This is a genomic window from Sorangium sp. So ce385 (assembly GCF_051474135.1).
GTDB classification, from domain to species: Bacteria; Myxococcota_A; Polyangia; order Polyangiales; family Polyangiaceae; genus Sorangium; species Sorangium cellulosum_D.
Genome location: NZ_CP150337.1, coordinates 5,287,419 through 5,302,492, shown reverse-complemented (window position 1 = coordinate 5,302,492; position 15,074 = coordinate 5,287,419). Strand labels below are relative to the sequence as shown.

The 15,074-nt window shown below is 71.9% G+C and carries 15 protein-coding genes; 8 read left to right on the top strand and 7 right to left on the bottom strand.

Annotated elements, in window-relative coordinates; translation table 11 throughout:
* Positions 1 to 52 precede the first annotated feature (52 nt).
* From WME83_RS19405 to WME83_RS19385, 5 genes are all read left to right on the top strand, one after another.
* On the top strand, positions 53 to 1,960 hold the full coding sequence (locus WME83_RS19405; protein ID WP_437320770.1) for a M6 family metalloprotease domain-containing protein: 1,908 nt from the start codon (positions 53 to 55) through the stop codon (positions 1,958 to 1,960).
* 190 nt (positions 1,961 to 2,150) lie between these two features.
* Positions 2,151 to 2,780 (top strand): glutathione S-transferase family protein, encoded by a 630-nt coding sequence (locus WME83_RS19400; protein WP_437320769.1) that lies wholly within the window; start codon positions 2,151 to 2,153, stop codon positions 2,778 to 2,780.
* A 25-nt stretch (positions 2,781 to 2,805) separates the two neighbouring features.
* Positions 2,806 to 3,798 carry an RNA polymerase subunit sigma-70 gene (locus WME83_RS19395; RefSeq protein ID WP_437320768.1) on the top strand — a complete coding sequence of 331 codons (993 nt, stop codon included), beginning with the start codon at positions 2,806 to 2,808 and terminating at the stop codon, positions 3,796 to 3,798.
* A gap of 217 nt (positions 3,799 to 4,015) precedes the next feature.
* Positions 4,016 to 4,603 carry a LysE family translocator gene (locus tag WME83_RS19390; protein WP_437320767.1) on the top strand — a complete coding sequence of 196 codons (588 nt, stop codon included), beginning with the start codon at positions 4,016 to 4,018 and terminating at the stop codon, positions 4,601 to 4,603.
* Positions 4,604 to 4,606: 3 nt separating this feature from the next.
* The gene (locus WME83_RS19385) at positions 4,607 to 6,046 is read left to right on the top strand and encodes a PLP-dependent aminotransferase family protein (RefSeq protein WP_437320766.1); all 1,440 of its coding nucleotides are present in this window, start codon (positions 4,607 to 4,609) and stop codon (positions 6,044 to 6,046) included.
* Between the two features lie 84 nt (positions 6,047 to 6,130).
* On the opposite strand, the gene WME83_RS19380 is transcribed toward WME83_RS19385, so the two are convergent.
* The 3 genes from WME83_RS19380 to WME83_RS19370 form a co-directional block, all read right to left on the bottom strand.
* Positions 6,131 to 6,457, bottom strand: a complete 327-nt coding sequence (locus WME83_RS19380) for an antibiotic biosynthesis monooxygenase (protein WP_437320765.1) — start codon at positions 6,455 to 6,457, stop codon at positions 6,131 to 6,133.
* A gap of 158 nt (positions 6,458 to 6,615) precedes the next feature.
* Positions 6,616 to 7,914, bottom strand: a complete 1,299-nt coding sequence (locus WME83_RS19375; RefSeq protein ID WP_437320764.1) for a glycoside hydrolase family 43 protein — start codon at positions 7,912 to 7,914, stop codon at positions 6,616 to 6,618.
* A 277-nt stretch (positions 7,915 to 8,191) separates the two neighbouring features.
* Positions 8,192 to 8,494, bottom strand: coding sequence for a hypothetical protein (locus WME83_RS19370; protein WP_437322012.1), 303 nt, complete (start codon positions 8,492 to 8,494; stop codon positions 8,192 to 8,194).
* Positions 8,495 to 8,591: 97 nt separating this feature from the next.
* Between WME83_RS19370 and WME83_RS19365 the strand changes: the two genes are divergently transcribed.
* Positions 8,592 to 9,758, top strand: coding sequence for a Kelch repeat-containing protein (locus tag WME83_RS19365; RefSeq protein WP_437320763.1), 1,167 nt, complete (start codon positions 8,592 to 8,594; stop codon positions 9,756 to 9,758).
* A 24-nt stretch (positions 9,759 to 9,782) separates the two neighbouring features.
* Here WME83_RS19365 and WME83_RS19360 read toward each other — a convergent pair whose 3' ends face one another.
* From WME83_RS19360 to WME83_RS19350, 3 genes are all read right to left on the bottom strand, one after another.
* Entirely contained in the window at positions 9,783 to 10,616 is an 834-nt protein-coding gene (locus WME83_RS19360; RefSeq protein WP_437320762.1) for a cyclase family protein, read from the bottom strand.
* A gap of 227 nt (positions 10,617 to 10,843) precedes the next feature.
* Entirely contained in the window at positions 10,844 to 11,428 is a 585-nt protein-coding gene (locus tag WME83_RS19355; RefSeq protein ID WP_437320761.1) for a histidine phosphatase family protein, read from the bottom strand.
* The gene (locus tag WME83_RS19350; protein ID WP_437320760.1) at positions 11,425 to 12,408 is read right to left on the bottom strand and encodes a LysR family transcriptional regulator; all 984 of its coding nucleotides are present in this window, start codon (positions 12,406 to 12,408) and stop codon (positions 11,425 to 11,427) included. The genes WME83_RS19355 and WME83_RS19350 overlap by 4 nt, the downstream gene beginning before the upstream one ends.
* 45 nt (positions 12,409 to 12,453) lie before the next feature.
* Between WME83_RS19350 and WME83_RS19345 the strand changes: the two genes are divergently transcribed.
* Positions 12,454 to 13,071: a glutathione S-transferase N-terminal domain-containing protein gene (locus tag WME83_RS19345; RefSeq protein ID WP_437320759.1), complete on the top strand. Its 618-nt coding sequence runs from the start codon at positions 12,454 to 12,456 to the stop codon at positions 13,069 to 13,071.
* Positions 13,072 to 13,086: 15 nt separating this feature from the next.
* Here WME83_RS19345 and WME83_RS19340 read toward each other — a convergent pair whose 3' ends face one another.
* Positions 13,087 to 14,025: a LysR family transcriptional regulator gene (locus tag WME83_RS19340; RefSeq protein WP_437320758.1), complete on the bottom strand. Its 939-nt coding sequence runs from the start codon at positions 14,023 to 14,025 to the stop codon at positions 13,087 to 13,089.
* Between the two features lie 167 nt (positions 14,026 to 14,192).
* Between WME83_RS19340 and WME83_RS19335 the strand changes: the two genes are divergently transcribed.
* Complete coding sequence (locus tag WME83_RS19335; RefSeq protein ID WP_437320757.1) at positions 14,193 to 15,053, top strand: NAD(P)H-binding protein; 861 nt, start codon at positions 14,193 to 14,195, stop codon at positions 15,051 to 15,053.
* Positions 15,054 to 15,074 lie beyond the last annotated feature (21 nt).

Here is a 15,074-nt window from a genome sequence, read left to right as displayed (position 1 = left end):
GCGATGCGTCCTCCTCGAACGCGGCGAAACGCGGATTGAGGAGGATGCGGACATGACGTCTCGGTACAGCGGCGCGGGCAAGGTGGAGCACCAGGGGATCTTCGGCGCGCGGGGCGGGGCGAGGCTCGGGCTCGTCGGGCTCGCGGTGCTGGCGAGCGCGGTCTCGGTGAGCCGCCCGGCGGCGGCGGTGAGCGCCGAGCCCGGGCTGCGCGACGTCCCGCTCGACACGACCGGCGCGACCTTCCGCGCCGAGGTGATCGGCGACGAGCATTTCGACTACCTGCGGATGGCGGACGGCACCGTCGTCGTGCTCAACGACCTCTCGGGCGACTACGAGGTCGCCGAGCTCGGCTCGACCAGGAGCGGCGCCCTCGCGCTCGTCCCCTCCGGCGTGCTGGTCCGCGATCTCCGCGCGCAGGGCGGCGCCGTGGATCCGGCGTTGCTCCCGCGCATCGACGACGAGGCGCTCGACGCCCTCTGGGAGGCGGCGATCCCGCGCGCCGCGGGCGCGCTCCCGCGCGCGGCGGGTCTGACCGCGACCTCCGCCATCCGGCGCCCGCTGCTCACCATCCAGCTGGAGTTCACCCAGGGGGGCGGGATCGCCCTGCCGGGCGCGTTCACCGGCAACTTCGAGACCGACATCGCGCATTGGAAGCAGACCCTGTACGGGAGCCTCCCGGGCTCGGTGAACCACTATTACGCCGACATGTCGCGCGGGAAGTTCTCGTTCACCCGCGCGCGGGAGACGCAGGGCACGGCGAACGACGGCATCGTCCGGATCAAGCTGCCGTTCGCGCACCCGAACAGCAAGAAGGACTTCGCGCTCCTCGAGCCTTACCTGAAGGAGGCGCTGGTGATGGCGAACCCGTTCGTCGACTTCGCCTCGTACGACGTCAACGCCGACGGCAAGGTCCGCGGCGACGAGCTCAACGTGCTCTTCGTCGTGGCCGGCTACGAGACCTCGAACGGCAGCAAGACACCGTCCGTGTGGGCGCACGCGAAGCCCTTTGAGGCGCCGATCACGCTCGACGGGAAGGTCCTCCCCGGCTACGCCGCGATCGGCGAGCGGCAGGTCCACAAGATCCGCGGCGTGCCCACCACGATGCCGGCCACCGTGGGCGTCATCGTCCACGAGCTCGGGCACGCGGCGATCGGGCTGCCGGATCTCTACAAGGGCCCGACCCCGGTCGGGGCGTGGTGCGTGATGGCGAGCGGGAGCTGGGGGAGCACGGAGGGGGCGCCCGCCGGCTCGGTGCCCGTGGCGATGGGCGCCTGGAGCCGGCTCAAGGCCGGATTCCTCGCGCCGACCGTGATCGAGCCCGGGGCGCCGGCGCACGACATTCCCATCGTCCAGTCGGCCGGCGCGGAGCTCTTCGGGCAGAGCGTCGCTCCGACGATTTACAAGATCGAGACCTCGGATCCGGACCAGTACTTCCTGGTCGAGAACCGGCAGAACGAGGGCTACGACCGCGGCCTGCAGCGCTGGTTCGACTTCGAGGATGTCTCCGGCGGCGTGGGGATTTACCGCATCGACGAGGCCAGGAAGGCGAGCGCCGGGAAGGTCGCCTTCATGGCGGACAACCCGAGCTCGCCGAGCTCCCTCGCCAACCTCTACAACGCGGAGGGCGGCCGGACCTTCACGCCGCTCACCGATCCGAGCAGCGACGACGCGGACGGGCAGTTCACCGGCCTCTCGATCACGGGCTTCAACGCGGCGGGGCCGATCATGCTCGCGCACGTGAGCTACGTGCCCTTCGCCTGCAACGCGATCACCGCCTCGGTGGCGGAGCACGAGATCCACGGCCGCGCGCAGAAGCAGCTCGTGGACTTCGGGGACGAGCAGATCTTCCTCGGATACCGCACCACGGGCGCGCACGAGGCGCTCGGGTTCGACAAGGGCGAGGTCGTCACGCTCCACGTGGAGGCGCCGGGCATGTGGAGCGTCGGGGGCTGCGACTGAGCGGGCGTCCTGGCTTGCCTGCTCGGCCTCCACGGGCACGCGTGACCCGGGCCGGCGGGGGTGGCCCGAGCGCACAGGGCGCGGGCCGCCCCCGCCGCGATTTTTTTCTCGCCCCCCGAACAGTTTCGCACCGGCGCGCAGTCTTGAAGGGAAGAGGGGCATCGATGCCCCCACCGACCTGGAGCGCCCGATGAAGCTGTATGATTTCGCCTACTCGCCCAACTCCCGCAAGGTCCGCGCCGTCGCCTACGAGCTCGGCATCGCGCTGGAGCACGTGCACGTCGATATCCTCAAGGGCGCGTCGCGCGCGCCCGCGTTCCTCGCGAAGAACCCGAACGGCCGGGTGCCGGTCCTCGAGGACGGGGACTTCGTCCTGTGGGAGTCGAACGCCATCATCCGCTACCTCGCCGCGAAGCAGGGAACGTCGCTCGTGCCGGCCGGCGCCCGCGAGCAGGCGGACGTCGATCGATGGCTGTCGTGGCAGCTCGCCTATCTCAGCCCGGCGACCGCGAAGGTGGCCTTCGAGCGCGTCGTGAAGAAGCTCACGGGGCAAGGCGCGCCCGACCAGGCCGCGATCGACGCCGGCACGGCCGAGTTCGCGCAGTGCACGGCGGTGCTCGACGCCGCGCTGGACGGCAAGGAGTACGTCACCGGGCGCCTGTCGCTGGCCGACTTCGCGCTCGCCGCGCATTACCACCTCACGCCGACCTACGGCCTCGATCTCGCCCCGCACCGGCGGGTTGTCGCCTGGCTCGAGCGCATGGTCGCGCGAAGCAGCGTACAGCGCGCGTACGCGGACGGTCTGGCGAGCATGCAGTAGGCTTCAGCGCGCCCCCGGAAGAGCCATGCCCCACGAGATCGATCCGTCGTTCCTCGAGGCGATCGCGCCGCTCCGCGGCCCGCTCCGCCTCCACTGTTATCGGATGCTCGGCTCCTCGCACGACAGCGACGACCTCGTGCAGGAGACGCTGCTCCGCGCGTGGCGCGCCCGGGACAGCCTCGAGGACGGGGCGCTGCTCCGGCCGTGGCTCTACCGGATCGCGACGAACGCTTGCCTGGACGAGCTGAAGCGCCGGCCCAAGCGAGCGCACCCTGCGGACGCGCGCCCGGCGGCCGATCCGCACGCCCCCGTCGCGCCGGCGAGCGAGGAGCCGGAGTGGATCGAGCCGGCGCCGGACGTGTGGCTCGAGGGTGCGGACGAGGCCGGCCCCGCGGCCAGGTACACGCTGAAGGAGAGCGTCGCCCTCGCGTTCGTCGCGGCGCTCTCGATCCTGTCGCCGGTGCAGCGCGCGACGCTCCTCCTGCGCGACGTGGTCGGCCTCTCGGCCGAAGAGACCGCGGGCGCGCTGGGGATCGGCCTCTCGGCGGCGAACAGCGCGCTCTTTCGCGCGCGCCGGACGGTCGAGGAGAAGCTCGGCGGCCGGGGCGCGTCGGCGTTCGCGGAGGCCGCGACCGAGGTGGACGAGGCGCTGCTGGCGCGGTACGTGCGCGCGTTCGAGGACGCCGACGTCGGCGCGCTGGTGGCGTTGCTCCACGACGACGTACGGACGGCGATGCCGCCGTCGCCGACGTGGATCGCCGGGCGGGCGGCGAACGAGGCCTTCTTCCGGGCCCGCTTCGCGACCTTCCGATGCGCCGCGCAGCGGGCGGTCCGCACGGCGGCGAACGGCCAGCCTGCGTTCGCGCTCTACCGGCGGCTCGCGCCCGGACAGCCGCTCACGCTGCACGCGATCCAGGTGCTCACCGTGCGCGCGGGGGCCGTCGCGAGCATCGATCACTTCATGATCCGCGAGGTGTTCCCGGTCTTCGGGCTGCCGGCGGAGCTGGGCCCGGGGTGACGGCGGAGGCGCAGAACGCGCGGCGAGGCGGCGGTCACGCGCCCGCCGTCTCGAGCTCGCTCACCACCAAGGACCTCGCGCAGGCGAGCGCGTCGGGATCGGCGCTGTACCGGTCTCACGACTGACACAGTGCTTTCGCGCGGCGCGGCCCCTGTGCCTTCACCGGCGAGCGCCGCCTTCTTACGCTCTGGCCCATCCCTGACCGGAGCGACCCGCGATGACCGAGCTCGTGCCCCTTGCGACCTATTGCTTCGTGATGTCCAGCACCCCCGGACCGAACAACATGATGCTCACCGCCTCGGGCGCCAACTTCGGCTACCGCGGGACGCTGCCGCATATGCTGGGCATCAGCGTGGGCGGCGCGGTCCAGACGTTCGTCGTGTGCCTCGGCCTGGGCGCGCTGTTCACCGCGTACCCGGCGCTCCACGGCGTGCTGCGCGTGACCGGCGCGCTGTACCTGCTCGTGCTGGCGTGGCGGCTGACCGGCGGCGCCGCCCTCAAGGGCGCCGAGGTGCCGCGGCCGCTGTCGTTCGCGCAGGGGGCGATGTTCCAGGCCGTCAACCCGAAGAGCTGGGTCAAGGCGATCACGGTGGCCTCGGTGTTCATGCCGGCGGGCATGGGCGCGGCGAGCGGCGCGCTGCTCGTGTCGGCCGTCGGCCTCGTCGTCATCTTCCCGTGCATCTCGGCGTGGGCGCTGTTCGGCGTGGCGCTCCGGCGATTTCTGACCGATCCGCGACGGCAGCGGGTGTTCAATGGCATCATGGCCGGCGCGCTGGCGGTGCTGGCGCTCCTGTTCCTGCGCTGACCCATGTTCTCGCTCGACCGCGACTCCGCCGTTCCCCTGGCCGACCAGATCGAGGCGCGGCTGCGCGCGCTAATCGAGGGCGCGCGGCTGCCGCCCGGCGCGCGGCTGACGTCGATCCGCCAGCTGTCCGGTCAGCTGGGCGTGAGCCCCAACACCGTGGTTGCGGCCTACGATCGGCTGGCGGCGGCCGGGCTCGTCGAATCGCGCGGCACCGCCGGATACTTCGTGTGCGAGGCGGCGTCGCCGATGCCGAGCGAGGCGTGGCTCGAGGCCGGGGAGGAGCAGGAGCCGGTGTGGCTGGCGCAGCAGTCGAACGACCAGCGCGCCGGCGTGCTGCTGGCGAGCAGCGGCGCCCTTCCGGCGAGCTGGCTGAGCGACGCCATCCCCGCGACGGTGCTCCAGCGCGCGCTCGCCCGGAGCGACGCCGGCATGGCGGCGCGCTGCCCGCCGCAGGGGCTGCCCGCGCTGCGCGAGCGGATCGCGACGCTGCTGCGCGCGCAGGGCATCCCGGCCGACGCGGGCCGCGTGCTCACCACCTGGGGCGGCACGCACGCCATCGACCTGATCTGCCGGAGCACCCTCCAGCCGGGCGACGCGGTGCTCGTGGAAAACCCCGGTTATTTCCTGATATTCGGCCGCCTGCGGCAGGCGGGCTACCGCATCGTGCCGGTGGCGCGGAGGCCCGACGGCGTGGACCTCGAGGCGCTGGAGGCCGCGTGCCGCGAGCACCGGCCCAAGCTGATGTTCCTCCAGAGCGTGCTGCACAACCCGACCGGGTGGGGCTCGAGCGCCGCCAACCTGCACCGCGTGCTGCTGATCGCGCACCAGCACGGCGTGCTCATCGCCGAGGACGACGTGCACGGTCACTTCCACCCCGGGCACCCGACGCGGCTGGCGCAGCTCTCGGGGCTGGACGGGGTCGTCTATTATTCGAGCTTCTGCAAGGCGCTGAGCCCGGCGCTGCGCCTGGGCTACATCGCGGCCGAGCCGGGGCGGCTGAAGCCGCTCCTGCGCGAGAAGATCTACTCGGTGCTGACGACCGCCGCGCTGAACGAGCTCGTGCTGCTGGAGGTGCTGTCGGCCGGCAGGTGGCGCAAGCACATCGACCGGCTGCAGCAGAAGCTCGGCGCGGCGCGGAACGCGGCGGCGCGCCGGCTGCGCGACGCCGGCGTGCTGCTCGACCATCCGGGCGAGGGCGGGCTGTTCCTCTGGGGCGCGGTGCCGCGCGGCGTGGACGTCGACGAGCTGGTGAAGGACGCCTATCTCAACAAGATCCTGCTGGCGCGCGGGGCGACGTTCATGGCGGACGGGGCGGGCGATCCGCACCTCCGGTTCAACGCGGTGTTCAGCCAGCACGCGCGGGTGGCGGAGTACCTGGCGCAGCGGTTCGCGGCGGTGGCGAGCGCGCGGGGGGCGATGGAGCGGGCGGGCGTGGTGGCGTAGCGGGTCGGGGGGTGGCCGCCGGCGTCACGCTTGCCGGGAGGGGTCACGCAGGGATCACGGTTCGCCGGCGCTGCTCGCGCTGGCTCACGGGTCCTCGCTCACGCGCGTCTCGCGGACCTCGTAGTGCTGCGATCGGGCGTCGAAGCGGGCGAGGACCTGTCGCGCCTTGGCTGGCACGTACGCGGTCTCGTAGTCCTCGCCGGCGAACGCCTTCACGGCCTCGATCGCGTCGAACCCCATGATGGTGACGAACTCGACCTCGTCCCCGAGCGGGCGCCGGAGCAGCTCGATGCCGCGGAAGCCTCGCACCTGCTTCGCCAGGATCCCGGGGAAGATCTCCGACGTGAGCAGGGCCTCGTAGGTGTCTGCGTTCTCGGGGGTTGTCCAGCCGTGCCAGATCCGTCGAATCATGCGACCTCCTGCAGCAGCGCGCCCGGGGCACACGATCCACGCCCCGCGCTGCGGGGCGTACGAGACGCCGGAGCTCTCGCCGCTGTCAAGCGCGCCGCACGAGGTGCCCCTTCAGGACGACCGGGACGCCGGATGCGACGCGACGCGCTCGCGACCGATCACTTGTGCGTCGGAACGATCTTCTTGAGGGTCCCGTCGTCGTTGAAGTAGGCGCGATCCACGCATGTCGATCGCCGGTAGCTGCCGCCGGTCGGCAGCCCGGCGTTGTGGTACGTGAGGTAGCTGGCCCCCTTGAAGTCGAAGAGCGACTGGTGAATGGTGTCGCTGTTCGGCACCCGGTCCAGGATGACGCCCCGAGGTTGCCACGGCCCTTCCGGCGATGTGCTGGTGGCGTAGGAGATGGTCTCCGGGAACCCGGAAGCGTACGTCAAGTAATAGAGGCTGCCGTGCTTGGAGAGGAACGGCGCCTCGGTGTAGCTGGGGATGTCCTTGAGCACATGGATCTGGGCGCTGCCGAGGCTGCGGTTCTGCATCTTTCCGCTGCCGTCGGTGGTGTAGGTCTCCCCCTTCAGGTGGATCATATCCTGTTCGAGCTCGACCCAGTACAGGACTTTATTTCCCCAGTACATGTAGACCCGGCCGTCGTCGTCGACGAGGACCGTCGGGTCGAGGTTGCGCCACGAATGCTCTGCCGTGCCCTGGGTGTCGGCCAAGAAGATGAGCGGGACTCCACGTGCGTCCTTGAATGGTCCTTCCGGCTTGTCCGCGACCGCGACGCCGATCGAGATCCCGTAGCCGGACTGGCCGCCCTCCACCGGTGCGTAGAAATAGAACTTCGCGTTGCCGTCCTTGTCGTCGCGATGGACCACCTGCCCCGCATTGGCGTTGCCCGTCGACTCGCCGCCGCGAGCCCAGGAGAACACATCGTAGCGCATCACCGCGCCCTTGTTCTCCCAGCGGACCATGTCGGACGAGGTCCAGAGCCGGTAGTCGAACATGCGATAACCGCTCGCCCCCTCGGCCTGCTCGTCATGGCCGGTATACAGGTAGACCTTGTTGTTCCAGACCATCGCGGCGGCATCCGCGGTAAAAATGGGGTCTCCAGGACCGCTCGTCGGATCTGGCGCGTCGTACTTGATGATGGGATTGTCGAACTCCGTCGGGGGTGGCGCGTCGTCCGCGCCGCCACCGCCGCCGATCCCGCCGCCGCCCTCCCCGGGATCGATCGTCCCGCCCGTGCCGCCGCCGGTGCCGCCGGTCGTGGCGGAGCTGCCGGTCGTGGCGACGCTGCTGGTGCTGCCGGTCGTGGCGGTGCCAGTTCCTGCCTGTCCACCGCCGCCTTCGGCCTGTCCACCGCCGCCTCCCGCGCTGCCGGCGCCGCTCGACGCCTGGCCCGACGAGTCGCAAGCCGTGAGCCAGAGACCAGCGATGACGAGCGCCAGAGACTGCGCTCCCAAGAAAGAGAGTTCTCGCCGCTTCATGTTGGACCTAGCCGGTCGGGGATCTGCGAGGTTTCGCCGCCCAGGGCGGGCGGGCTCACGCACCTGATTGAGCAAGGATCCGCGCCGGAGACCCTGATGTTAACGTTAACATGGCCGATGTCAAAACAAAAGGACCCGCGCGGGGCGCTCGACCGCGATGGGTGCGCAGCGGCGGCCTGCCACGGCGCCCGCGTGAGCTGTCCCACGAGAGCTCGTCGGGCGGGCCCGCGCTGACCGCGGCTCGGCGCCTGTGTCAGGGAGCGCTCGCCTTCCTCCTGACCTTGCGTTCGGCGATCCTCCATCCGCGGGCGGTGCGCTTCACGATGTCCTCGTCGATCACGGTTCCCGAGCTGCCGCTCGCGAGGACGCCGATCCCCTTGGATCGCACGCGGATCACGCCGTCGTCGTCGATCCACACGATCGTCAGTTCCGAGGGTGTTTTGGAGTTGTGGGTGCTCCCCCGCGCGGCCGTCTGGTAGGATCGTCGGTTGCGCTCGTGGCGGTCCCCGCACGGGACGGCTTCACCCTCCCCCAACTCCTGACGAGGTCCTACCATGTCTACCACCGGTCGTCGCCATCGTGGTCTGGTCGCCTGCCTTTCCCTCGCTGCGCTCGCCGCCGCCGGGTGCGGCCCTGCGGCGGAGCCGGTGGCCTTGGCGGATGATGCGTTCGAGGAGGCGGCGCTCGAGGCACGCGCGGCGCCGAAGGCCGGCCACCACGCGAAGCACGCGAAGAAGAAGTGCCGCCGCCACGTCGGTGTCCACGAGGAGTGGTCGTCTGTGGCGCCGCTGCCCCAGGCGCGCGAGCGTCACATCGCGCTGCTCCTGCCGGACGGCCGGCTGATGGTCGCCGGCGGCAGCGGCGACTACCCCTACCCCACGACGGTCGACTTCTACAATCCTGCCACGGATACGTGGACGACCGGCGACGCGCTGCCCTACCCGATGTACCAGGTGGGCGCGGCGCTCCTGCAGGACGGCAGGGTGCTCTTCAGCCCGGGTGGGCTCGTCTACGATCCGAGCACGGGCGCGACGACGAGCGTGCCGCTGACGCCCGCCGAGGCGGCCCGTGGCTGGGAGTTCGCCCAGACGGCGCTGACCCCGTTGCCGAGCGGATTGGTGCTGCGCACGGGCGGCAGCGACGACGACAGCGTGCTGAAGGAGGCGGTGCTCTACGATCCTGCGACGAACACCTGGTCCAGCGCAGGGTCGATGTCGGTCACCCGCCACCTGCACACGGCGACGCTGCTCCAGGACGGGCGCGTGCTCGTCGTCGGCGGCTACACGTTGAACGGCAACGAGATGCCCGCAGGTCGCACCAGCGTGGAGATCTACGATCCGGCCACGGGCGCGTGGACGGCGGCGGCGCCGACGAACCTGCCCCGCATGCAGCACACGGCCACGCTGCTGCCGAGCGGGCGCGTGCTGGTGGTGGGCGGCGGCGGGAGGATCTACGGCGGCACCGAGGAGGAGATCGTGGTCCTCGTCGACGCCGGCGAGACCGCCGAGATCTACGATCCCGCGAGTGACACGTGGACGTCGACCCCGCCGCCGAACTTCCGCCACACCTGGGCATCCGCGGTGGCGACCATGGACCACGGGCGCGTGATGGCCGTCGGCAGCGAGGGCGCGGAGATCTACAAGGAGGCAAACAATACGTGGACCGTGATCGACGATCCGATCCAGAGAGGCTTCCACACGGCGACGACGCTGCAAGACGGCTCGGTGCTCATCACGGGCGGGTATGACGCGACGAACTTCGTCAACCCGCCGACGCTCGCGAGCGTGGAGCGCTACGGGGGCTGCAAGAAGAAGCATTGAGGCGTTCCCGCCTCGGCGCCGGCGCTACCGCGGCAGAAGGGCGATGATCCGCAGCGGTCCCCCCGAGCCGCCGCGGATCTTCATGGGCAGCGCGACCACGAGCGCGCCGCGCGCCGGCAGCGCCTCGAGCGAGGCGACGTTCTCGAAGGCGGGGATGTCGGCGCCGAGGAGCACCCGGTGCGCGATGAAGTCCTTCGACGGCCCGTGGTCGACGCTCGCCGTGTCGATGCCGACCGAGGCCACCTTCCGCGCGACGAGGGCGCGCGCAGCGTCCTCGCCGATGCCGGGAAAGTGCAGGTTGGACGCGTCGCCGCGCCTGTCGTCGCCGAGGTAGCGCTTCCGATCGGGCCAGCGGCTCCCCCATCCGGTGCGGATCAGCACGACGGTCCCGGGCGCGATGGCGCCGTGTTCCCGCTCGAAAGCCTCGATGTCGGCGCTCGTCACGCGGTAATCGGCGTTCTTCGCGGCGGCTGCCGACACGTCCACGACAGCGGCCGGCGCGACGAGGCGCGAGATCGGCAAAGCGTCCGCGGTGCTCTTGCCCTCCGCGAAATGGATGGGCGCGTCGAGGTGCGTCCCGCCGTGCTCCGGCGCGCAGAAGTCGTTCGACGCGTAGAAGTACCCACCCTCGGTGAGGCCGTGGTGCACCCGATTCAGCACGAAGCCCGTGGCGGCCGTCGGCCAGTAAATCGTCCTGTCGTCGAAGGAGTACGTGAGATCCACGAACCTCGCTCCCGCCGGCAACTGCAGCCCGCCCTGGGTCGCGGCCGCCTTGGGCGTCGAGGCCTCGTTTCCGGCGGCGCACCCGATCGCGAGCGTCACTGCGGTGAAGAGCGCACAGAACATCGTACGTGCCATGGTTCCCTCCCGGATCCCGACCGGAGGCCCGAGACGCCGCGCCCCCGCGTCGTGTGAGCGCCAAGGTTACGCTCTTGCGAGGAGCCGGCGAGAGATGAACCGCCAAGGACGCCAAGGACGCAAGAGCTTGTCTTGTCTTGGCGTCCTTGGCGCCATGGCGTTTCGAAGCTCTTCGCTTTTCCGTCAGCTTCAGCTCATGGGCCGCTCTGGGCCCGCCGGGCGTGCATTCACGATCCGGATCGACGCCCGTCGGTCAGCGTCCACGCGCTCCAGTGGGCGTAGCGCCCCGACATGTGCTCGCGCCGCCACCGGCGCTCCGCCAGCGCCTGCGACAGCAGCTCGCGCAGCCAGCCGTGGGTGACCGCGAGCACGCTGCCGCGCTGGACCGCGAGCCCGATCAACCACTCGGCCGCCTCGGCGGCCTGGCGCTGCTGCGCCGCGGGCGGCGGCTCGGCGCGGAGCGCCCCGTAGGCCTTCCGGAGGCCGATCGCGAGCGCCCAGACGGCGAGCGGCACCCGCGCGTTGCCCAGCGGCAGCGCCGGCTGCTCCAGCTCGCGCAGCAGCGCCGACGTGGCGATCTCGCCGCCGGGGAGGAGCAGCTCGGCCGAGGCGCGGGCGCGCGGCAGGTCGCTCGCCACCACCGCGCCCGCCTGCATCGCCAGCGCCCGGAGCGCCGGCGGCGGCCTCTCCCCGGGCAAAAGGCCCGCGGCGTCGTAGGCGTCGCGCCAGCGCTGGAACCCGGCGGCGTCGATCCAGCCGGTGTGGACGTGCGCCGAGCGGCCGTGCCGAACCAGGATGATGCGCGCGCTCAACGCCGGGCCTCGCGAAGCTCGCAGGCGGCGGACGTGCGCGGAGCCGGCCTCGGCAGACAGCCGGGCCACACCTCGAGGAAGCTCCGCAGCGCCGCGACGAAGCTGCTCAGGCGCGCCGGCACGTGCCGGCCGCGGGCATACACGGCGTACATCTGCTCGGCGGGCATCGCGTACGCCGCAAGCACCTCCTCGACCTTGCCTTCGGAGATCGCGGGCGCTGCGAGGTAATCCGGCAGGCAGCCGATCCCGCAGCCGGCGACGGCGAGGTCGCGCACGAGCGCCCAGCTGTTCGCGGTCGCCTGGCGGTGCACGATCGACAGCTTCGCGCTTCCTCGGGTGAAGCGCCACGTCGCCGCCTCGCGCCGGGTGCCCATCACCAGGCACGCGTGCCGCGCCAGCTCGCGCGGGTGCGCCGGGGCGCCGCGGAGCGCGAGGTAGTCCGCGCTGGCGACGAGCCGGCGCCGCGACGGTGCGCCGAGCTTGCGCGCGACGAGCGACGCGCTGTCGCACGGATCGGCCTCGATCACGAGGTCGAAGCCGTCGCGCACCGGCTCGACGCGCTCGGAGGTCAGCTCGACCTCGACGGCGACGCCCGGGTGCTCCTTGGCGAAGCGCCCGAGCACGCGCCCGAGCACCGCCTGCCCGAACTCGACCGGCGCGGCGACCCGCAGGCGCCCCTGGGCCTCGTTGCTGCGCGACGACACCGCGCGCTCCGCCTCGGCGATCGCGTCGAGCCCGGCGCGCACCTGCTCGAGGTACGCGCGCCCCTCCTCGGTCAGGCGGACGCGCCGCGTCGTGCGCTCGAACAGCCGGGCGCCGAGGCGCCGCTCGAGGCGGCTGACCTGCACGCTGACGGTCGACACCGGCGCGGACAGGGCGAGGGCGGCGGCGCGGAAGGTGCCGGCCTCGGCGACGCGGGCGAAGGCCTCGATGGCAGCGAAGTCGGGGCGGTTGTTCATGGCGATGGACAGAGTGATCAATCTGCGTGCATTGTTCAATACCCAGCCGCTCCCTAGACTCCGGGCATGACCGAGACGATGAAGCTGTTCTACACTCCCGGGGTATGCTCGCTCGCGCCGCACGTCGCTCTGCGCGAAGCCGGCGCGCCGTTCGAGCTCGCGCGCGTCGATCTGAGGACCAAGACGACGGCGAGCGGCGACAACTTCGCGCGCTTGAACCCCAAGGGCTACGTGCCCGCGCTGCTGCTCCCCGACGGCGCCCTGCTGACCGAGACAGCGGTCCTCTTGCACTACATCGCCGACCGGTGGCCGGAGGCCAGGCTCGCCCCGCCGCGCGGCGATCTCGTGCGGGTCCGCTTCGACGAGCGCCTGCAGTTCATCGCCACCGAGCTGCACAAGGGCTTCGCGCCGTTCACCCTGATGCCCAACGTGAGCGAGGAGTCGAAGCGCTGGGCCGCGCAGCGCCTCGGCGCTCGCGTCGCGCTGCTCGCCGAGGACCTCGGCGATCGGCCGTTCTTCCACGGGGACGGGTTCACCATCCTCGACGCGTACGCGTACTTCGCCCTGAGGACGTATCGGTACCTGCTGCGGGTCGAGCTGCCCGGCGCGCTCGGCGCGTACCTCGAGCGGCTCTCCGAGCGGCCGGCCGTGCGCGCGGCGCTCGCGGCTGAAGGCATCCAGTGAGCGCCCGCCGGCGACCTACTCGCCGCGGCCGCGGCCGGCGCGCGCCGGATCGGTCGCCGGCAGCTCCCCGAGGAGGTGGTCGACGCAGGTCCGGACGGCGGCCGTCAGGGCCCGATGCGCGCGATAGACGAGGCTGACGCCCCCGGCCTCGGCCTCGTAGCCCTTGAGGACGCGGACGAGGCGCTTCGCGGCCACGTCCTCGGCGCAGAACACCTCCGGGAGCATCGCGATGCCGATGCCCGCGAGCGTCGCGCGGTGGGCGGCGGAGGACTCGCTCACATAGAAGCGGGGCTCGAAGGCGAAGCGCCGCCTCCGGCGCCCTTGCCCGAGCGTCCACGTGGCCATTCCCTCGGTCGCGTGCAGCGCGATGCAATCGTGGCGCGCGAGGTCCTCGACCCGCTGGGGAACGCCCCGCGCCTCGAGGTAGCGCGGGCTCGCAACCAGCAGCTTCCGCGTCGCCCGCCACAGCTCTCGCGCCACGAAGTCGGTGGTGTCGTCCACCTTGCCCGGGACGATCGCGACGTCGAAGCTCCCGGCGAGGAGGTCGAGCCGCCGCGAGTCGATCTCGAGGTCGACCGACACGCGGGGATGCTTCGCGAGGTAGGTGCAGACGGCGCTCGCCACCGCGGCGCCGAGCGAGACCGGCGCCACGATCCGCACGCGCCCGCGCGGCTCGCTCTGGAGCTCGCGGACGTGATGCGTGCCCTGCGTGAGATCGTCGATCGCCCGCTCGGCGTGGCCGAAGTACGCGCGCCCGGCGTCGGTGAGCTGCAGCCGCCGCGTCGTTCGCTCGAGGAGCCGGACGCCGAGCGCGGACTCGAGCCGCGCGATGCGCCGGCTCACCGTGGAGACCGGCACCCCGCGCTCGCGGGCGGCGGCCGAGAAGCTGCGCGTCCGGACGACCCGCACGAGGAGCGCGGCGTCGTTGAGGTCCAGATCGATCTGTGCGTCCACGGCAACAGTTCCTTCCCTCCAAGCACACTAATGCGCTCCGGCGGCCAGCGCTAGGTTCGACCCCGTGAAGAGCGCCATCGTCACGGGCCGCGCGGCGCACGGAGAGCCGCGTGGTCCTCGGGACGATCGCGCACGGTCGCTGCGCCCGACGCGGCAGGAGGTCTGTCATGATCATCGTCACTGGAGCCAACGGTCAGCTCGGCCGAGCCATCACGGAGAAGCTCCTTCAGCGCGTGCCCGCCGCTCGGCTCGGCGTCAGCGTGCGCGACCCGGAGCAGGCCAGCGCGCTCGCCCAGCGCGGCGTCCGCGTGCGTCGGGGGACCTTCGAGGACCCCGCGAGCCTGCGCCACGCCTTCGAAGGCGCCTCGCACGTCCTGATCGTCTCCATCGACCGCGCCGGCGAGGACGCGGTGCGCCAGCACGGAGGCGCGATCGAGGCGGCGCGCGCGGCGGGCGCCCGCCGCGTCCTCTACACGAGCCACATGGGCTCGAACCCGGCGTCCCGCTTCGCGCCCATGCGCGACCACGCGGCCACCGAGGCCTTGCTGCAGAGGTCGGGGGTCGCCTTCACCTCGCTCCGCAACGGGTTCTATGCCGCGTCCGGGCTCATGCTCCTCGAGCGGGCGCTCGAGACCGGCAAGCTCGTCGCGCCCGAGGACGGCCCGGTCTCGTGGACCGAGCACGGCGACCTGGCCGACGCGGCGGTGATCGCGCTGACGGACGAGGCGCGCCTCGAAGGGCTGACCCCGCCGCTCACCGCCTCCGCGGCCCTCGACCTCGCGGAGATCGCCGCGATCGCCTCGGAGCTCCTCGGGCGCTCGATCACGCGAGAAACCGTCAGCGATCGAGCGTTCCGAGCGGACATGGTGTCTCACGGCGTCCCCGAGCACCGGGCGGACTTGCTCGTCGGCCTGTTCGCGGCGAGCCGGGAGCGCGAGTTCGCCGCCGTGGATCCGGCGCTGGAGCGCCTGCTCGGCCGAGCGCCGATGTCCATGCGCCGCTACCTGGCGGCGCGCCTGTCACGCTGAGGCGCGGGGCGCGACTCGATC